Origin of the sequence: Streptomyces sp. NPDC023723 (genome assembly GCF_040639815.1) — a bacterium.
GTDB lineage: Bacteria > Actinomycetota > Actinomycetes > Streptomycetales > Streptomycetaceae > Streptomyces.
Genome location: NZ_JBFAAP010000049.1, coordinates 25,800 through 39,889, shown reverse-complemented (window position 1 = coordinate 39,889; position 14,090 = coordinate 25,800). Strand labels below are relative to the sequence as shown.

The 14,090-nt window shown below is 72.1% G+C and carries 12 protein-coding genes and 1 pseudogene; 8 read left to right on the top strand and 5 right to left on the bottom strand.

Annotated elements, in window-relative coordinates:
- Positions 1 to 53: 53 nt before the first annotated feature.
- Together AB0G32_RS32605 and glgX are read right to left on the bottom strand one after the other, a co-directional pair.
- Positions 54 to 1,460, bottom strand: coding sequence for a sulfatase-like hydrolase/transferase (locus AB0G32_RS32605; protein WP_361171628.1), 1,407 nt, complete (start codon positions 1,458 to 1,460; stop codon positions 54 to 56).
- 210 nt (positions 1,461 to 1,670) lie between these two features.
- Entirely contained in the window at positions 1,671 to 3,938 is a 2,268-nt protein-coding gene (gene glgX, locus AB0G32_RS32600; protein WP_361171625.1) for a glycogen debranching protein GlgX, read from the bottom strand.
- Positions 3,939 to 4,104: 166 nt separating this feature from the next.
- Here glgX and AB0G32_RS32595 point away from each other — a divergent pair, with 166 nt between their 5' ends.
- The 8 genes and pseudogenes from AB0G32_RS32595 to AB0G32_RS32560 all read left to right on the top strand — a co-directional run.
- On the top strand, positions 4,105 to 5,331 hold the full coding sequence (locus AB0G32_RS32595) for an Ig-like domain-containing protein (RefSeq protein ID WP_361171622.1): 1,227 nt from the start codon (positions 4,105 to 4,107) through the stop codon (positions 5,329 to 5,331).
- A gap of 141 nt (positions 5,332 to 5,472) precedes the next feature.
- Positions 5,473 to 6,711: an Ig-like domain-containing protein gene (locus AB0G32_RS32590; protein ID WP_361171619.1), complete on the top strand. Its 1,239-nt coding sequence runs from the start codon at positions 5,473 to 5,475 to the stop codon at positions 6,709 to 6,711.
- Between the two features lie 39 nt (positions 6,712 to 6,750).
- Positions 6,751 to 7,518 (top strand): enoyl-CoA hydratase-related protein, encoded by a 768-nt coding sequence (locus AB0G32_RS32585; protein ID WP_361171616.1) that lies wholly within the window; start codon positions 6,751 to 6,753, stop codon positions 7,516 to 7,518.
- A gap of 262 nt (positions 7,519 to 7,780) precedes the next feature.
- Positions 7,781 to 8,284, top strand: a complete 504-nt coding sequence (locus AB0G32_RS32580; protein WP_361171613.1) for an ATP-binding protein — start codon at positions 7,781 to 7,783, stop codon at positions 8,282 to 8,284.
- Between the two features lie 96 nt (positions 8,285 to 8,380).
- Positions 8,381 to 8,998 carry an ADP-ribosyltransferase gene (locus AB0G32_RS32575; RefSeq protein ID WP_361171610.1) on the top strand — a complete coding sequence of 206 codons (618 nt, stop codon included), beginning with the start codon at positions 8,381 to 8,383 and terminating at the stop codon, positions 8,996 to 8,998.
- A 94-nt stretch (positions 8,999 to 9,092) separates the two neighbouring features.
- Positions 9,093 to 9,305: an EF-hand domain-containing protein gene (locus AB0G32_RS32570; RefSeq protein WP_361171664.1), complete on the top strand. Its 213-nt coding sequence runs from the start codon at positions 9,093 to 9,095 to the stop codon at positions 9,303 to 9,305.
- A gap of 79 nt (positions 9,306 to 9,384) precedes the next feature.
- The gene (locus AB0G32_RS32565) at positions 9,385 to 10,071 is read left to right on the top strand and encodes an FCD domain-containing protein (protein WP_361171607.1); all 687 of its coding nucleotides are present in this window, start codon (positions 9,385 to 9,387) and stop codon (positions 10,069 to 10,071) included.
- A 61-nt stretch (positions 10,072 to 10,132) separates the two neighbouring features.
- Positions 10,133 to 10,822, top strand: a pseudogene (locus AB0G32_RS32560) (NAD(P)-binding domain-containing protein); the annotation flags it as partial.
- Between the two features lie 18 nt (positions 10,823 to 10,840).
- Here AB0G32_RS32560 and AB0G32_RS32555 read toward each other — a convergent pair.
- The 3 genes from AB0G32_RS32555 to AB0G32_RS32545 all read right to left on the bottom strand — a co-directional run bounded on the left by AB0G32_RS32555 (position 10,841) and on the right by AB0G32_RS32545 (position 13,984).
- Positions 10,841 to 11,398, bottom strand: coding sequence for a glycoside hydrolase family 25 protein (locus tag AB0G32_RS32555; protein WP_361171604.1), 558 nt, complete (start codon positions 11,396 to 11,398; stop codon positions 10,841 to 10,843).
- A gap of 131 nt (positions 11,399 to 11,529) precedes the next feature.
- Complete coding sequence (locus AB0G32_RS32550) at positions 11,530 to 12,978, bottom strand: MFS transporter (protein WP_361171661.1); 1,449 nt, start codon at positions 12,976 to 12,978, stop codon at positions 11,530 to 11,532.
- A 124-nt stretch (positions 12,979 to 13,102) separates the two neighbouring features.
- On the bottom strand, positions 13,103 to 13,984 hold the full coding sequence (locus AB0G32_RS32545; protein WP_361171601.1) for an SDR family oxidoreductase: 882 nt from the start codon (positions 13,982 to 13,984) through the stop codon (positions 13,103 to 13,105).
- Positions 13,985 to 14,090: the final 106 nt, after the last annotated feature.

Sequence of the window (14,090 nt, the reverse complement as noted above, 5' to 3'; positions counted from 1 at the left end):
GCCCATCGAGTTTCCGTCGGCACGCAGGGCGTACGGAGGCACGCCCGGCGGGGTCAGGACGCCGGATACGGCAGCAGCGTGCCGTTCACCTTCTCCCACGCCGCCTTCAGCTCGGCCAGCAGCTCGGGCCGGTCGGCCGCCAGGTCGGCCTGTTCGCGGGCGTCGGCGGCGAGGTCGTAGAGGTGGTCCTTGCCGTCGGCGTCCTGGTAGTACTTCCAGTCGCCGCGCCTGAGCGCCCGGTTGCCCCGCACCCGCCAGAACAGGTCGCGCTCGGGGACGTCCTCGCCGCGCAGCAGGTACCCGGCGAGGCTCTTCCCGTCCAGTGGGTACGCCGGGTCCGCGCGGGCGCCGGCCAGTTCCAGCAGGGTCGCCGTCCAGTCGGGGGAGTACACCGGCTCGTGGCTGACCTGGCGGGCGTCGATCGCGGCCGGCCAGCGCAGGATGGTCGGCACCCGGATGCCGCCCTCCAGCAGTTCGGACTTGGCGCCGCTGAGCGGCCACAGGTAGGAGAAGCGCTCGCCGCCGTTGTCGCTGGCGAAGACGACCAGGGTGTCGTCCTCCTGGCCGGCCCGGCGCAGCGCGGTGAGCACCTTGCCGACGGCGGCGTCGAGGTTCTCCACCATCTCCTTGTACTTGGCCACCGAGCCGCCGTCGTTGTGCAGCAGCGCGCTCACCCCGCCGCCGGCCCGGATCTTCGCGGCGATCTCGGCACCGGTCTCGGCGTCGTCCGCGCTGAGCCACGGCCAGTGCGGGGTGGTGAAGTTGAGGTTGAGCAGCCAGGGCGTGTCCTGGTCGCGGGAGACGTACTCGACGGCCCGCTCGGTCAGCACCGTGGTGTAGTAGCGCAGGTCCTTGTACTCGGCGTCGCCCTCGTAGAGGTCGTATTCGCCGAGCTGCCCCAGCTTGGAGAAGTACTCCAGCGCGCCGCCGAAGTTGCCGAAGAACTCGTCCCAGCCGGACCGGGTGGGGCTGTAGTCCGGCAGGAAGCCGCAGTGCCACTTGCCGATCAGGGCGGTGGCGTACCCGGCCTTCTTCAGGAGGGAGGCCAGGGTGGGGTGGCCGGGCTCCAGGCCGTGGGTGAGGTCGCCGATCGGCTCGGCCAGTCCGCCCGCCGTGCGGCCCGGATAGCGGCCGGTGTAGAGGCTGAACCGGGTGGGGGAGCAGGTCGCCGAACCCGAGTAGGCGTCGGTGAAGCGGACGCCCTGGGCGGCGAGCCGGTCCAGGTTCGGCGTTCTGATGTGCGGGGCGCCGTAGGACGACAGGTCGGCCCAGCCGAGGTCGTCGCCGAGGATGAACAGGATGTTGGGGCGGCTGCGGGAGCGGCCGGCGGCGGTCCGGGCCTGGAACGGGTGCTCGGTGGGCGTGGCGGCCTCGGCGGAGGCGGCGGACGCGCCGGCGACGGCGGTCACCGCGCCGCCGCCGACCAGGCCACCGAAGACGCGCCGGGATATTTCGGGCATGCGGGTACCCCAAGGGATCGGAGGAAGCGTGGCGGGGGGTGTGATCAGCACGTTTCCAGCCGGACTGAACGCCGGTCAAGAAGATCGCCGACGAGTTCACGAGTTCGCAAAACAGACGGGTCCACCAGGTCGCGAAAGACGGGCTCACGAGGTCGCGAAAGACGGGCCCACCAGGTCGCGAAAGACGGGCCCACCAGGTCGCGAAATCGCTCAGCCCGCCACCCGCAGCAGCAGCACCGTCCGCCCCGGCACCGTGATCTCCGCCCCGGCCGGGTGCGTCCGGCCCGGCGCCCGGTCCTGTTCCTCCCGCCCGGTGTCCACCACCACCTCGTACCGCTCGGCCCAGGGCGCGGCCGGCAGTACGAAGCCCACCGGGCCCGCCCCGGCGTGCAGCACGGCCAGGAAGCTGTCGTCGACGATCGGCGCGCCGCGCTCGTCGCGGCCCGGGATGTCCCGCCCGGAGAGGTACATGCCGAGCGTGGCGGCCGGCGCGTACCAGTCCCGCTGCGTCATCTCGGTGCCCCGCGGGGTGAACCAGGCCAGGTCGCGCAGTCCGTCGGCGGTCTGCGGCCGGCCGGCGAAGAAGGCCCGGCGGCGCAGCACGGGATGGGTGTGCCGGAGCCGGATCAGGCGTGCGGTGAGGTCGTGCAGCGCCCGCCAGCCGGGGTCGTCCAGCAGCGTCCAGTCCAGCCAGCCGATCTCGTTGTCCTGGCAGTACGCGTTGTTGTTGCCGCCCTGGGTGCGGCCCAGCTCGTCGCCGGCCACCAGCATCGGCACGCCCGTGGACAGCAGCAGGGTGGTGAGCAGGTTGCGCAACTGGCGGCGGCGCAGCGCCCGTACCGTCTCGTCCTGCGTCTCGCCCTCCGTGCCGCAGTTCCAGGCCCGGTTGTCGTCGGTGCCGTCCCGGTTGCCCTCGCCGTTGGCCTCGTTGTGCTTGCGCTGGTAGGAGACCAGGTCGCGCAGGGTGAAGCCGTCGTGCGCGGTGACGAAGTTGACCGAGGCGTAGGGGCGCCGGCCGCCCCACGCGTACAGGTCGCTGGAGCCCGACAGCCGGTAGCCCATCTCCCGTACGTCGGGCAGGGCGTGCCGCCAGAAGTCCCGCACCGCGCCCCGGTACCGGTCGTTCCACTCGGTCCACAGCGGCGGGAAGGCGCCCACCTGGTAGCCGCCGGAGCCGACGTCCCAGGGCTCGGCGATCAGCTTCACCCGGCGCAGCACCGGGTCCTGGGCGATCACCGCGAGGAACGGGGAGAGCATGTCGACGTCGTGCATCGAGCGGGCCAGTGCCGCCGCCAGGTCGAACCGGAAGCCGTCCACGCCCATCTCGGTCACCCAGTACCGCAGCGAGTCGGTGATCAGGCGCAGCACCTGCGGCTGGACCACGTGCAGGGTGTTGCCGCAGCCGGTGTAGTCGGCGTACCGGCGGGCGTCCGGCTGGAGGCGGTAGTAGCCCCGGTTGTCGATGCCCTTCAGGGACAGCGTCGGGCCCAGCTCGCCCGCCTCCGCGGTGTGGTTGTAGACCACGTCGAGGATCACCTCGATGCCGGCCGCGTGCAGCGCCCGCACCATCCGCTTGAACTCGCCGACCTGCTCGCCCCGGGTGCCGGCCGCGGCGTAGCCGGCGTGCGGGGCGAAGTAGCCGATGGAGTTGTAGCCCCAGTAGTTCGACAGGCCGCGCTCCAGCAGATGGCTCTCGTGGGCGAACTGGTGCACCGGCAGCAGCTCCACCGCGGTCACGCCCAGCCCCGTCAGGTGGGCGATCGCCGCCGGGTGGGCCAGCCCCGCGTAGGTGCCGCGCAGTTCGGGCGGGATGCCGGGGTGGCGGGCGGTGAAGCCGCGGACGTGCAGTTCGTAGATGACCGAGTCGGCCCACGGGGTCTTGGGGCGGTGGTCGTCGGCCCAGTCGTCGTCGTCATGGACGACGACGCCCTTGGGCACGTGCGGCGCGGAGTCCCGGTCGTCGCGCACGGTGTCGGCGACGTGCTGCTCCGGCCAGTCCCGCACATGGCCGTACACCTGCGGCGGCAGCCGGAAGTCGCCGTCCACCGCGCGGGCGTACGGGTCCAGGAGCAGTTTCGCCGGGTTCCAGCGGGCGCCGGTCCACGGATCCCAGCGGCCGTGCACCCGGAAGCCGTAGCGCTGACCGGGCCGCACCCCCGGCACGAACCCGTGCCAGATCTCGTGGGTCAGCTCGGTCAGCCGGACCCGGCGCTCCCGTCCGCCGCCGTCCCGCCCGCTGTCGTCGAACAGGCACAGCTCGACCGCCTCCGCGCCGCCCGCCCAGAGCGCGAAGTTGGTGCCGACCACGCCGTCCGGGCCGGTCCGGAACCGGGCGCCGAGCGGCACCGGCGTGCCCGGCCAGGCGGGCACGGCGGCCGGCGGCGCGGTCCGCCGTACCCCGTTCGCCGCGGCGGCCACCCGCCCGTCCTCGGCGGCCCGCTTCCCGGCCACCGCCTCCCGCTCGGCTGCGCTGGACACCTGTCGGCCTCCCACGGCTCGTGGGACGACGGGCCGAGACGGGTGAAAAACGGGCGTACGGCGTCCCGGCCGCCGCTCTCCGTCGCGTCGTCCTCCTCCCTAGTTCTGCCCAGAGCGCGGCTCGCACTCACGTTTCCCCAGGGCGGACCGGTCGTTACGGGTGGATGTGAACCACGTACACGGGCGCGCACGGCGCGCGGGGGCCGCGCTGGCCGCCGTACTGACATGGGCAGGACTGCTGGCCGGAGTGGCCGGCTGCACCTCGGGCGGGACCGGGCTCGGCGGGGTGTTCGGCAAACCGGGAGGTCCCGGCGAGGGCATCGGCATCGTCCCGGACGACGGCGACAAGGGGGTGCGGCCCGGCCGGAAGCTGTCGGTCCGGGTGCCGCAGGGGCGGCTGGAGTCGGTCCGGGTGGTCAAGTCGCAGGACGCGCGGGACACCCCGGTGCCCGGCCGGATCTCCGCCGACGGACGGCGCTGGGACCCCGACGACCGGCGCCTCGCGCTCGCCGCCAAGTACACCGTCGACGCCGTCGCGGTCGACGAGGACGGCCGCCGCTCCGCGCGGCACGCGAGCTTCACGACGTACGTCCCCGAGGAGCGCTTCATCGGGTACGTCGCCCCCGAGAACCGGTCGACGGTCGGCACCGGCATGATCGTCTCCCTGGAGTTCAACCGGGAGATCACCGACCGCGCCGCCGTCGAGCGGGCCGTCCGGGTGAGCGCCGAACCGGCCGTGGAGATCCGCCCGCACTGGTTCGGCGACGACCGCCTCGACTTCCGCCCCCGGCACTACTGGCGACCCGGCACCGAGGTCACCGTCGACCTGCGGCTGCGCGACGTGGAGGGCGCGCGCGGGGTGTACGGGCTCCAGCACAAGAAGGTCGCCTTCACCGTCGGCCGCAGCCAGGTCTCGGTGGTCGACGCGGCCCGCAAGACCATGAAGGTGTGGCGCGACGGCGAACTCCTCAGCACCGTGCCGGTCACCGCGGGCGCCGCCGGGACCACCACGTACAACGGCAAGATGGTGGTCGCCGAGATGCTCGACGTGACCCGGATGAACAGCCGCACGGTCGGCTTCGGCGGCGAGTACGACATCCCGGACGTCCCGCACGCCATGCGGCTGACCGCCTCCGGCACCTTCCTGCACGGCAACTACTGGGCGCCGCGGGAGGTCTTCGGCCAGACCAACGTCAGCCACGGCTGCGTCGGCCTGCGCGATGTCCGGGGCGGCGGGGCGGACACCCCGGCGGGCTGGTTCTACGACCGCAGTCTGGTCGGTGACGTCGTCGAGGTCAGACACAGCAAGGACCGCACCGTCGCCCCCGACAACGGGCTCGGCGGCTGGAACATGAGCTGGCGGCGGTGGCGGGAGGGAAGCGCGGTGCGGTGATCCACCGCCCGGGGCGAACTCGGTACACAACAGTGACAAACGACCCCTGCAAACCCTTGCTGGCCTGCGGTTACGATGCGCCGGTGCGCGCAGGCGCACTTGGGGTGCGGGCCGGACCGGGCCCGGCGAGGGGAGAACGACTTGAACGTGCGTCCGATATCGGGGGCTTCGGCACGGGGACGCGGCGGCCGGAAATTTTCGGCGCTGGCCGTCGGGGCGCTGCTGCTGGCGGTCACCGCGTGCGGCGGGGGAGGGTCGGACTCCGGGTCCGGGTCCGGTGACGGCGAGGGGAAGGGCTCGACGGCCGCGCAGAGCAAGCAGTCCGAGGCCGTGGTCAGCATCGCCCCGGCCAACGGCGCCAAGGCCGTCGACACCAGCGGCGACCTGAAGGTCAAGGTCGCCGAGGGGAAGCTCACCGAGGTGGTGGTGAAGGACTCCGACGGCGAGAAGGTGGCCGGGAAGATAGCCGGGGACGGCGCCACCTGGACGCCGTCCTCGCACCTGGCCGCCTCGACCGCCTACACCGTGCACGCGGTCGCCGAGGACTCCGCGGGCCGCACCGCCGCCGAGGACTCCCGCTTCACCACCCTGACGCCGAAGAACACCTTCATCGGCACCTTCACCCCCGAGGACGGCTCGAAGGTCGGCGTCGGGATGCCGTTCTCGATCCGCTTCACCCGGGGCATCACCAACCCGGCGGACGTCGAGCAGGCCATCAGCGTCAAGACCGAGCCGGCCGTCGACGTCGAGGGCCACTGGTTCGGCAACGACCGCCTCGACTTCCGCCCGGAGAAGTACTGGAAGGCCGGCACCAAGGTCACCGTCGACCTCGACCTGGACGGCGTCGAGGGCCGCGACGGCGTCTACGGCGAGCAGGCCAAGCAGGTCTCCTTCACCATCGGCCGCAGCCAGGTCTCGGTCGTCGACGCCAAGAAGCTCACCATGAAGGTGCGGCGCGACGGCGAGACCATCAAGACGATCCCGGTCACCACCGGCGCCCCGGGCTACGAGACCTGGAACGGCCAGATGGTCATCAGCGAGAAGCTCTCGGTGACCCGGATGAACGGCGAGACGGTCGGCTACGGCGGCGAGTACGACATCAAGGACGTCCCGCACGCCATGCGGCTGACCACCTCCGGCACCTTCATCCACGGCAACTACTGGGGCGGCGACGCCTTCGGCAACCGCAACGCCAGCCACGGCTGCGTCGGCCTGCGCGACACGAAGGGCGGCTGGGACGAGGACGCGCCGGCCGCCTGGTTCTTCGAGAACTCGATGATCGGCGACGTGGTGGTGGTCAAGAACTCCGACGACGCCACCGTGGCCCCGGACAACGGGTACAACGGCTGGAACATGTCCTGGGACAAGTGGACGGCGTGAGCCTTATCCAAGGCGGTTAGTCCCCGTTAACCTGCGGGCATGACCGTACATCTCGAAGTCGCCGAGGGCGTCGGCACGCTGCGTCTCGACCGCCCGCCGATGAACGCGCTGGACACCGCCACGCAGGACCGGCTGAAGGAGCTCGCCGAGGAGGCCGCGGCCCGCGCCGACGTGCGGGCCGTGGTCCTCTACGGCGGCGAGAAGGTGTTCGCGGCGGGCGCGGACATCAAGGAGATGCAGGCGATGGACCACGCGGCGATGGTGCTGCGGGCCCGGGCGCTCCAGGACTCCTTCACGGCCGTCGCCCGCATCCCCAAGCCGGTGGTCGCCGCCGTCACCGGGTACGCGCTCGGCGGCGGCTGCGAACTCGCCCTCTGCGCCGACTACCGGATCGCCGCCGACAACGCCAAGCTCGGCCAGCCGGAGATCCTGCTCGGACTGATCCCGGGGGCCGGCGGCACCCAGCGGCTGGCCCGGCTGATCGGCCCGTCCCGGGCCAAGGACCTGATCTTCACCGGCCGCCAGGTCAAGGCCGCCGAGGCGCTCACGCTGGGCCTGGTGGACCGGGTGGTCCCGGCCGCCGAGGTCCACCAGCAGGCGCACGCCTGGGCGGCCCGGCTGGCCCAGGGCCCCGCCATCGCGCTGCGCGCGGCGAAGGAGGCGGTCGACACCGGCCTGGAGACCGACCTCGACACCGGTCTCACCGTCGAACGCAACTGGTTCGCGGGGCTGTTCGCCACCGAGGACCGCGAGCGCGGGATGCGCAGCTTCGTCGAGGAGGGACCCGGCAAGGCGAAGTTCATCTGAACGGCGCGCTGTTGACGCGGTGTAGCGGCCGGGTCCCTCGTTGGAGCGGTTTATGGAGGGACTGAGGCGGCCTTGCGCCGGGCGGGGGATCAGCGGCCGTCGCACCGCACTGCTCGAATAGTCCCCCCAGTTCACAAGGCGTCTTTCGATTTCTGTTCTGCCTCTGGCATATGCCGGAAGCCGCTCTTCCGTGCCGCCCGGGGCCCCGGCGTATTCCCCCGGAACGGCCCCGGAAGGTGCCGCGGGCGGCCATGATGGGGGCATGGCGGGGCTGGAGGACACGGGGCAGCCACGGGGAGCCGGACGTGCGACCGCTGCGCGCTGGTCGCCGGCGGTCGAGGACGAACACGCGCTGCGGGCGATCGAGTTGTTCGGGGATCCCACGGAGGGCGAGGTTCCGCTGCCCTCCCGCCCGGAGTCCGCGGCCACCGCCCGCCGGCTCGCCCAGGTCGTCGTCCTGCGCCAGTGGCAACTGAGCCCCAAACTCGCCGAGGACGCCGTCCTCCTCGTCTCCGAGCTGGTCGGCAACGCCGTACGGCACACCGGCGCCCGCGTCTTCGGCCTGCGCATGCGGCGCCGGCCCGGCTGGGTCCGGGTCGAGGTCCGCGACCCGTCCCGGGGGCTGCCCTGTCTGCTGCCGGTCCAGCCGCTGGACCTCAGCGGCCGCGGTCTCTTCCTGGTCGACAAGCTGTCCGACCGCTGGGGCGTCGACCTGCTGCCGCGCGGCAAGACGACCTGGTTCGAGATGCGCGTGGTGGACCGCTAGCACCATCTCGGCGCCGTCCGCGGGGAGTTCGGCGGACACGCCACCCACGGGTGACATTCCGCGCGGTGCCCGTTCCGGCCCGTGATCCTGCTTCCCATGATCATCACTCGTCTGCGGCGCCGCACCGCCGCCGCCGTCCTCTCCCTCGCCGCCGTCCTCGCCACAACGGCCGCCACCCTTCCGCAGGCCGTCCCCGCCGCCGCCCCGGCCGCCGCCCGGGCCGCCGCGCCCTCCTGCCCGGTCTTCGAAGACAAGCTCAAGGCCGCCGCCGACCGCCGCGTCGACCTCGACCGCATCACCCCCGCCCCCGCCTGGCGCACCACCTGCGGCACCCTCTACCGCAGCGACGGCCGCGGCCCCGACGTGATCTTCGAGGACGGCTTCCAGCCCCGGGACGTGGTGGGCGGCCAGTACGACATCGAGCAGTACGTCCTGGTCAACCAGCCCTCCCCGTACGTGTCGACCTCCTACGACCACGACCTGTACAAGACCTGGTACAAGTCCGGCTGGAACTACTACATCGACGCCCCCGGCGGTATCGACGTGAACGAGACCATCGGCGACACCCACCGCTGGGCCGCCCAGGCCGAGGTCGCCTTCCCCGGCGGCGTCGACCGCGAGTACGTCATCGGTGTCTGCCCGGTCGACAAGCGGACCAAGACCGAGATCATGGACGAGTGCCGGAGCAACCCGCACTACGAGCCGTGGCACTGACCCCGGAACCCAGGAAGACGACCGGAACGTTAATCTGACCAGCGTCAGTACGACGTTCATGGCAGGACCAGAGCACAGGATGAGGGGCGGATCGGTGGCGGACATCGAGGAAGCACGCAAGCAGTTCGACCGGATCGACGCGGACGGCGACGGGCACATCACGGCGGCCGAGTTCAAGACCGCGCTGGCCCAGGGCGGCGACTGGAACGTCACCGAGTCCGTCGCGGAGGCGATCATCAAGAGCCGCGACCTGAACGGCGACAAGCTGCTGTCGTTCGACGAGTTCTGGGCGTTCCTGAACAAGTGACGCGGGAGGGCGTCCGTGCGGACGGACGCCCTTTTTGCCGAGGAACACTCTTCCCGCCCGCCCGTCGATTGGTGACCCCATGCCGCTAGGCGCCGTCCGCCCCAGCCCCTTGGTCGAGCAGGCCACCGCCCGGCTGCGCGAGCAGATCACCGGCGGCCACTGGCCGGTCGGCACCCGGCTGCCCGGCGAGACCACCCTGGCCAAGGAACTCGGCGTGGGCCGTTCCACCGTCCGCGAGGCGCTGCGCGCGCTGTCCGGCGCGGGACTGGTCCGGCCCCGGCAGGGCGCCGGCGTGTTCGTCATCGCCACCGAGCCGGTCGAGGACTGGCCGGCCCGGCTGCGGCGGGCCGCGGTGACGGACGTCTACGAGGTCCGGATGGCCGTCGAGGTGCACGCCGCCCGGCTCGCGGCCCAGCGCCGCACCGACGACGACATCACCGCCCTGCACACGGCACTGGCGGGCCGCCGGGCGGCGGCGGCCGGGGACGACGCGGCCTTCGTCGACGCCGACATCGCCTTGCACGCGGCCGTGGTCGCCGCCGCCCACAACCCCGTGCTCACCGACCTGTTCACCCAGTTCGTCCCGGTGCTGCGGGACGGCCTGGTCGACCTGCTCGCCCTCACCGGTCTGCGCACGGACGAACCCGGGCACGGCGACGCCGCCCACGCGGCCCTGGTCCGGGCGGTCGCGGACGGCGACGCGGCGGGCGCCGCCGAGATCCTGCGCGCGGAACTGACGGACCCGTTCGGAGGTACCGAGGAATAGCCCGCCCACCGGTCCGGTTACGGATGCCCGACGGCGTACCGCACATCCACGACGTACTCACGACCCGGAAGGTCAGGCGAGCCGGACCATGAAGATCGGCATCATCGGCGCGGGCAACATCGGCGGCAACCTCACCCGGCGGCTCACCGCCCTCGGCCACGACGTCTCGGTCGCCAACTCGCGCGGCCCGCACACCCTCACCGCGCTCGCCGAGGAGACCGGCGCGACGCCGGTCCGGGCCGAGGACGCGGCCCGCGGCGCCGAACTCGTGGTGGTCACGGTGCCGCTGAAGGCGGTCCCGGACCTGCCCGGGGGGCTGTTCGGCGAAGCGGCGGACGGCCTCGCGGTCATCGACACCGGCAACTACTACCCGCGGCAGCGCGACGGCCGGATCGCCGGGATCGAGGACGAGGGCCGCACCGAGAGCCGCTGGACGGAACAGCACCTCGGCCACCCCGTCATCAAGGCGTTCAACGGCACCTACGCCCAGGACATCCTGGACCGCCCCCGCCCGGCCGGCGACCCCGGCCGGATGGCCCTCCCGGTGGCCGGCGACGACCCGGCGGCCAAGGCGAAGGTCCGGGCCCTGATCGGGGAACTCGGGTTTGACACGGTCGACGCGGGCGGCATCGACGACTCCTGGCGCCAGCAGCCGGGCACCCCGGTGTACGGGCTGCGCGGGGACGTGGACGCGGTCCGGAAGGCGCTGGCGGAGGCGTCCGAGGAGCGGCCGGCGGAGTTCCGGGGCTGACTCCCGGGGGCGGACGGCTCAGGCGCCGTCCGCCCACTTCTTCAGCGCCGCCTTGCTCTCGAAGTCGGCCACGTTCTTGTCCAGCGGCTCGGCCGTGTACTGGTGGATGCGCCACTTGGCCTTGATGCGGGGCTTGCCGGCGGAGACGTAGTCGGCGATCCACAGGCCGTCGCCGGCGTAGGACGTCGTATCGACGGTCAGCCAGAAGTTCCGGTTGCAGTACAGCATGACCCGGTGGTCCGGGCGGAGTTCCTTCACCTTCTTGATGAAGCGGTCCTTCTCGGCGTTGCTCGCGTGATTGCCGTCGCCGGTGGACTCCCAGTCGACGGCCAGGATGTCGCCGGCTCTGTCCGGGGCCTTGGCGACGAAGTGCTCGGCCTGGGCGGTGAGATTGCCCGGCCACAGAAAGTGGTAGAAGCCGACGACCAGTCCGGCGTCGCGGCCCCGTTTGGTCTGGGCCGACAGCTTGGGGTTGGTGTACGAACGGCCCTCCGTCGCCTTGATGAAGACGAAGGAGAGGCCGTCGGTGTCGTAGGTGTCGGACTGGTAGGCGCTCACGTCGATGCCGCGCAGCATGGGGACTCCCTCGGGTGCCTCGTGCGGTACAAGTGCGGTGGGGCCGGGAGTTGTTGTTATGCCCTGGAACGACAGCCGTACGCTGGGCGCGCGGAAGCTCGGGTTCCGGTGGTGGTGAACGCCGGTGGACGTCAGGGGGCGGGGGAGGCCGCGGGGGCGTGGGTGCCGGCGGCGGGCGCGGGGGACTCGGCGTCGTTCACCCCGTCCGCCTCGCTCACCCCGTCCGCCTCGTCCAGGGAGACGTGCTTGGTTTCCTTGCCGAGCAGCAGCGCGATCAGGGTCAGTACGGCCATCGCGGACAGGTAGACGCCGACCAGCCACGGCGAGCCGTCCCCGGCCTCCCACAGTGCCACCGCGATGAACGGGGCGACCGCCGCGCCCAGGATCGAACTGACGTTGTACGAGATGCCGGAGCCGGTGTAGCGCACGCTGGTCGGGAAGAGTTCCGGCAGCAGCGCGCCCATCGGGCCGAAGGTCATGCCCATCAGGGTGAAGCCGAGGACCAGCCACAGCACGACGCCGAGGGTGCCCAGGCCGATCAGCGGGACCCAGACCAGGCCGAAGACGACGATCGCGGCGGTGATCCAGATCAGGGTGGCGCGGCGGCCGTACTTGTCGGCGAGCGGGCCGGAGACCAGGGTGAACACGGCGAAGAACAGCACGCCGAAGATCATCATCAGTACGAAGGTGGTGTAGCTGTAGCCGAGGCCCGGCACGGCGGCGTCCTTCGCGGTGCGGCCGTAGCTCAGCGAGAACGTGGTCATCAGGTAGAAGAGCACGTACGTGGCCAGCATGATGAAGGTGCCCAGGATCAGCTGCCTCCAGTGGCCCTGGACGACGGTGGCCAGCGGCAGCTTGCGGACCTTGCCGGACTCCCGGGTCCTGGCGAACACCGCGGACTCCACCAGCCGGGAGCGCACCCACAGGCCGATCGCGACCATCACCGCGGAGAACAGGAACGGGATGCGCCAGCCCCAGTTGGCGAACGCCTCGGAGGGCTGGGTCGGGTCGGCGCCCGCCGAGGACGGCAGCACCGCCCCGATGATCAGGAACAGGCCGTTGCCGATGATGAAGCCGAGCGGGGCGCCGAGCTGCGGGAAGGTGCCGTACAGGGCGCGCTTGCCCTTGGGCGCGTTCTCGGTGGCGACCAGCGCGGCGCCGCTCCACTCGCCGCCGAGCGCGAAGCCCTGGGCCAGCCGCATCAGCACGAGCAGCGCGGTGGCCACCCAGCCGACCTGCGCGTAGGTGGGCAGCACGCCGATCAGGAAGGTGGCGACGCCCATCGTGAGCAGCGAGACCACCAGTGTCTTCTTCCGGCCGAGCCGGTCCCCGAGATGCCCGAAGAAGACGGCCCCGATCGGCCGGGCGACCATCGCGGCGCCGAACACCGCGAAGGAGGACAGCAGCGCCGTGGTCGGGTCGCTGCTCGGGAAGAAGAGCTTGGGAAAGACCAGGACCGCGGCGGTCGCGTAGATGTAGAAGTCGTAGAACTCGATCGTTGTGCCCATGAGGCTGGCGATGAGGACGCGGGAGCGCGGGTTGACGGGGGCGGCGGCCGGGCCGGTGGCTGGTGCGGGCATGTCCTGGTCTTTCACGTGCGAAAGGTACTGACCTCGCCACCTTCTCAAGCTGTCTTATGTTCTGGAAAGCGGATATCAGAATGTAAGACGAAGGTGGCGGTCTTCGCTCAGGCCCGCGGCGCGGTCAGGGCCGGAGGTTCTCCAGGTCCGCCAGCAGGCTCGGGTGCGTCGGCCGCCAGCCGAGGGCCTCCCGGGTGCGGGCGGCGGAGGCCGGCTGGTCCGCGGCGAAGATCGGTCCGAACGGGCCGAAGGTCTCCTCCGGCACCCGCTCGACCGGCAGGCCCAGCCGCCGCCCGATCACCGTCGCGATGTCCCGCACCGCGTCGCCCTCGTCGGCCACCGCGTGCCAGGCCGTCCCGGCCGGCGCCGATTCCAGCACCAGCCGGAACAGGACCGCCGCGTCCAGCGCGTGCACGGCCGGCCAGCGCTGGCTGCCGTCGCCCGGGTAACCGGCCACCCCGGTGCGGCGGGCCTGGTCGGCGAGGAGACCGGCGAATCCGCCCCGGCCCTGGTTGTGCACCGTGCGCGGCATCCGCACCGCCATGCTCCGCAGTCCGTCGGCGGCCCGGTCCAGCAGCGCGGTGACCGCCCGGCCGCGGCCGCCCACCGGCCCGTCGGTCGGCGCCGGATCGGCCTCGGTGGCGGTCCGCCCCGGCACCCAGGGGGTGCCCGAGACCGTGACGAGCGGGCGGTCGCCGCCGATGAGTTCGTCGCCCAGCGCGGTGAGCGCGGCGGTCTCCTCGGCGATGCCCCGGGCGAGCGCGTCCGGGCTGGCGTAGTCGCGGCCGAAGGCCAGGCTGATCACGCCGTCCGACTGCGCGGCGCCGGACCGCAGGACGTCGAGGTCGGCCAGTTCGCCGCGCAGCACCTTGGCGCCGGCCTCCTCCAGGGTCCGCGCGGAGCCGTCCGAGCGGGCCAGGGCGAGGACGGTGTGCCCGTTGCCGAGCAGTTCGGTGACGACGGCGGAGCCGATGGTGCCGGTGCCGCCGGTGACGAAGACATGCATGAGTACTCCTCGGAAGGACGGGAGACAGGTGAGTGACGGGTGACGGGACCTTTGTCCCGTCATCGACCCTACACCTGTGACGGGACAGAAGTCCCATCACCTATCC

Excerpts from the sequence above, each read along its gene's own strand:
- AB0G32_RS32605 (WP_361171628.1), bottom strand. The coding sequence starts at position 1,460 with ATGCCCGAAATATCCCGGCGCGTCTTCGGTGGCCTGGTCGGCGGCGGC.
- AB0G32_RS32585 (WP_361171616.1), top strand. The coding sequence starts at position 6,751 with ATGACCGTACATCTCGAAGTCGCCGAGGGCGTCGGCACGCTGCGTCTC.
- AB0G32_RS32580 (WP_361171613.1), top strand. The coding sequence starts at position 7,781 with ATGGCGGGGCTGGAGGACACGGGGCAGCCACGGGGAGCCGGACGTGCG.
- AB0G32_RS32575 (WP_361171610.1), top strand. The coding sequence starts at position 8,381 with ATGATCATCACTCGTCTGCGGCGCCGCACCGCCGCCGCCGTCCTCTCC.
- AB0G32_RS32565 (WP_361171607.1), top strand. The coding sequence starts at position 9,385 with ATGCCGCTAGGCGCCGTCCGCCCCAGCCCCTTGGTCGAGCAGGCCACC.
- AB0G32_RS32555 (WP_361171604.1), bottom strand. The coding sequence starts at position 11,398 with ATGCTGCGCGGCATCGACGTGAGCGCCTACCAGTCCGACACCTACGAC.
- AB0G32_RS32550 (WP_361171661.1), bottom strand. The coding sequence starts at position 12,978 with ATGCCCGCACCAGCCACCGGCCCGGCCGCCGCCCCCGTCAACCCGCGC.
- AB0G32_RS32545 (WP_361171601.1), bottom strand. The coding sequence starts at position 13,984 with ATGCATGTCTTCGTCACCGGCGGCACCGGCACCATCGGCTCCGCCGTC.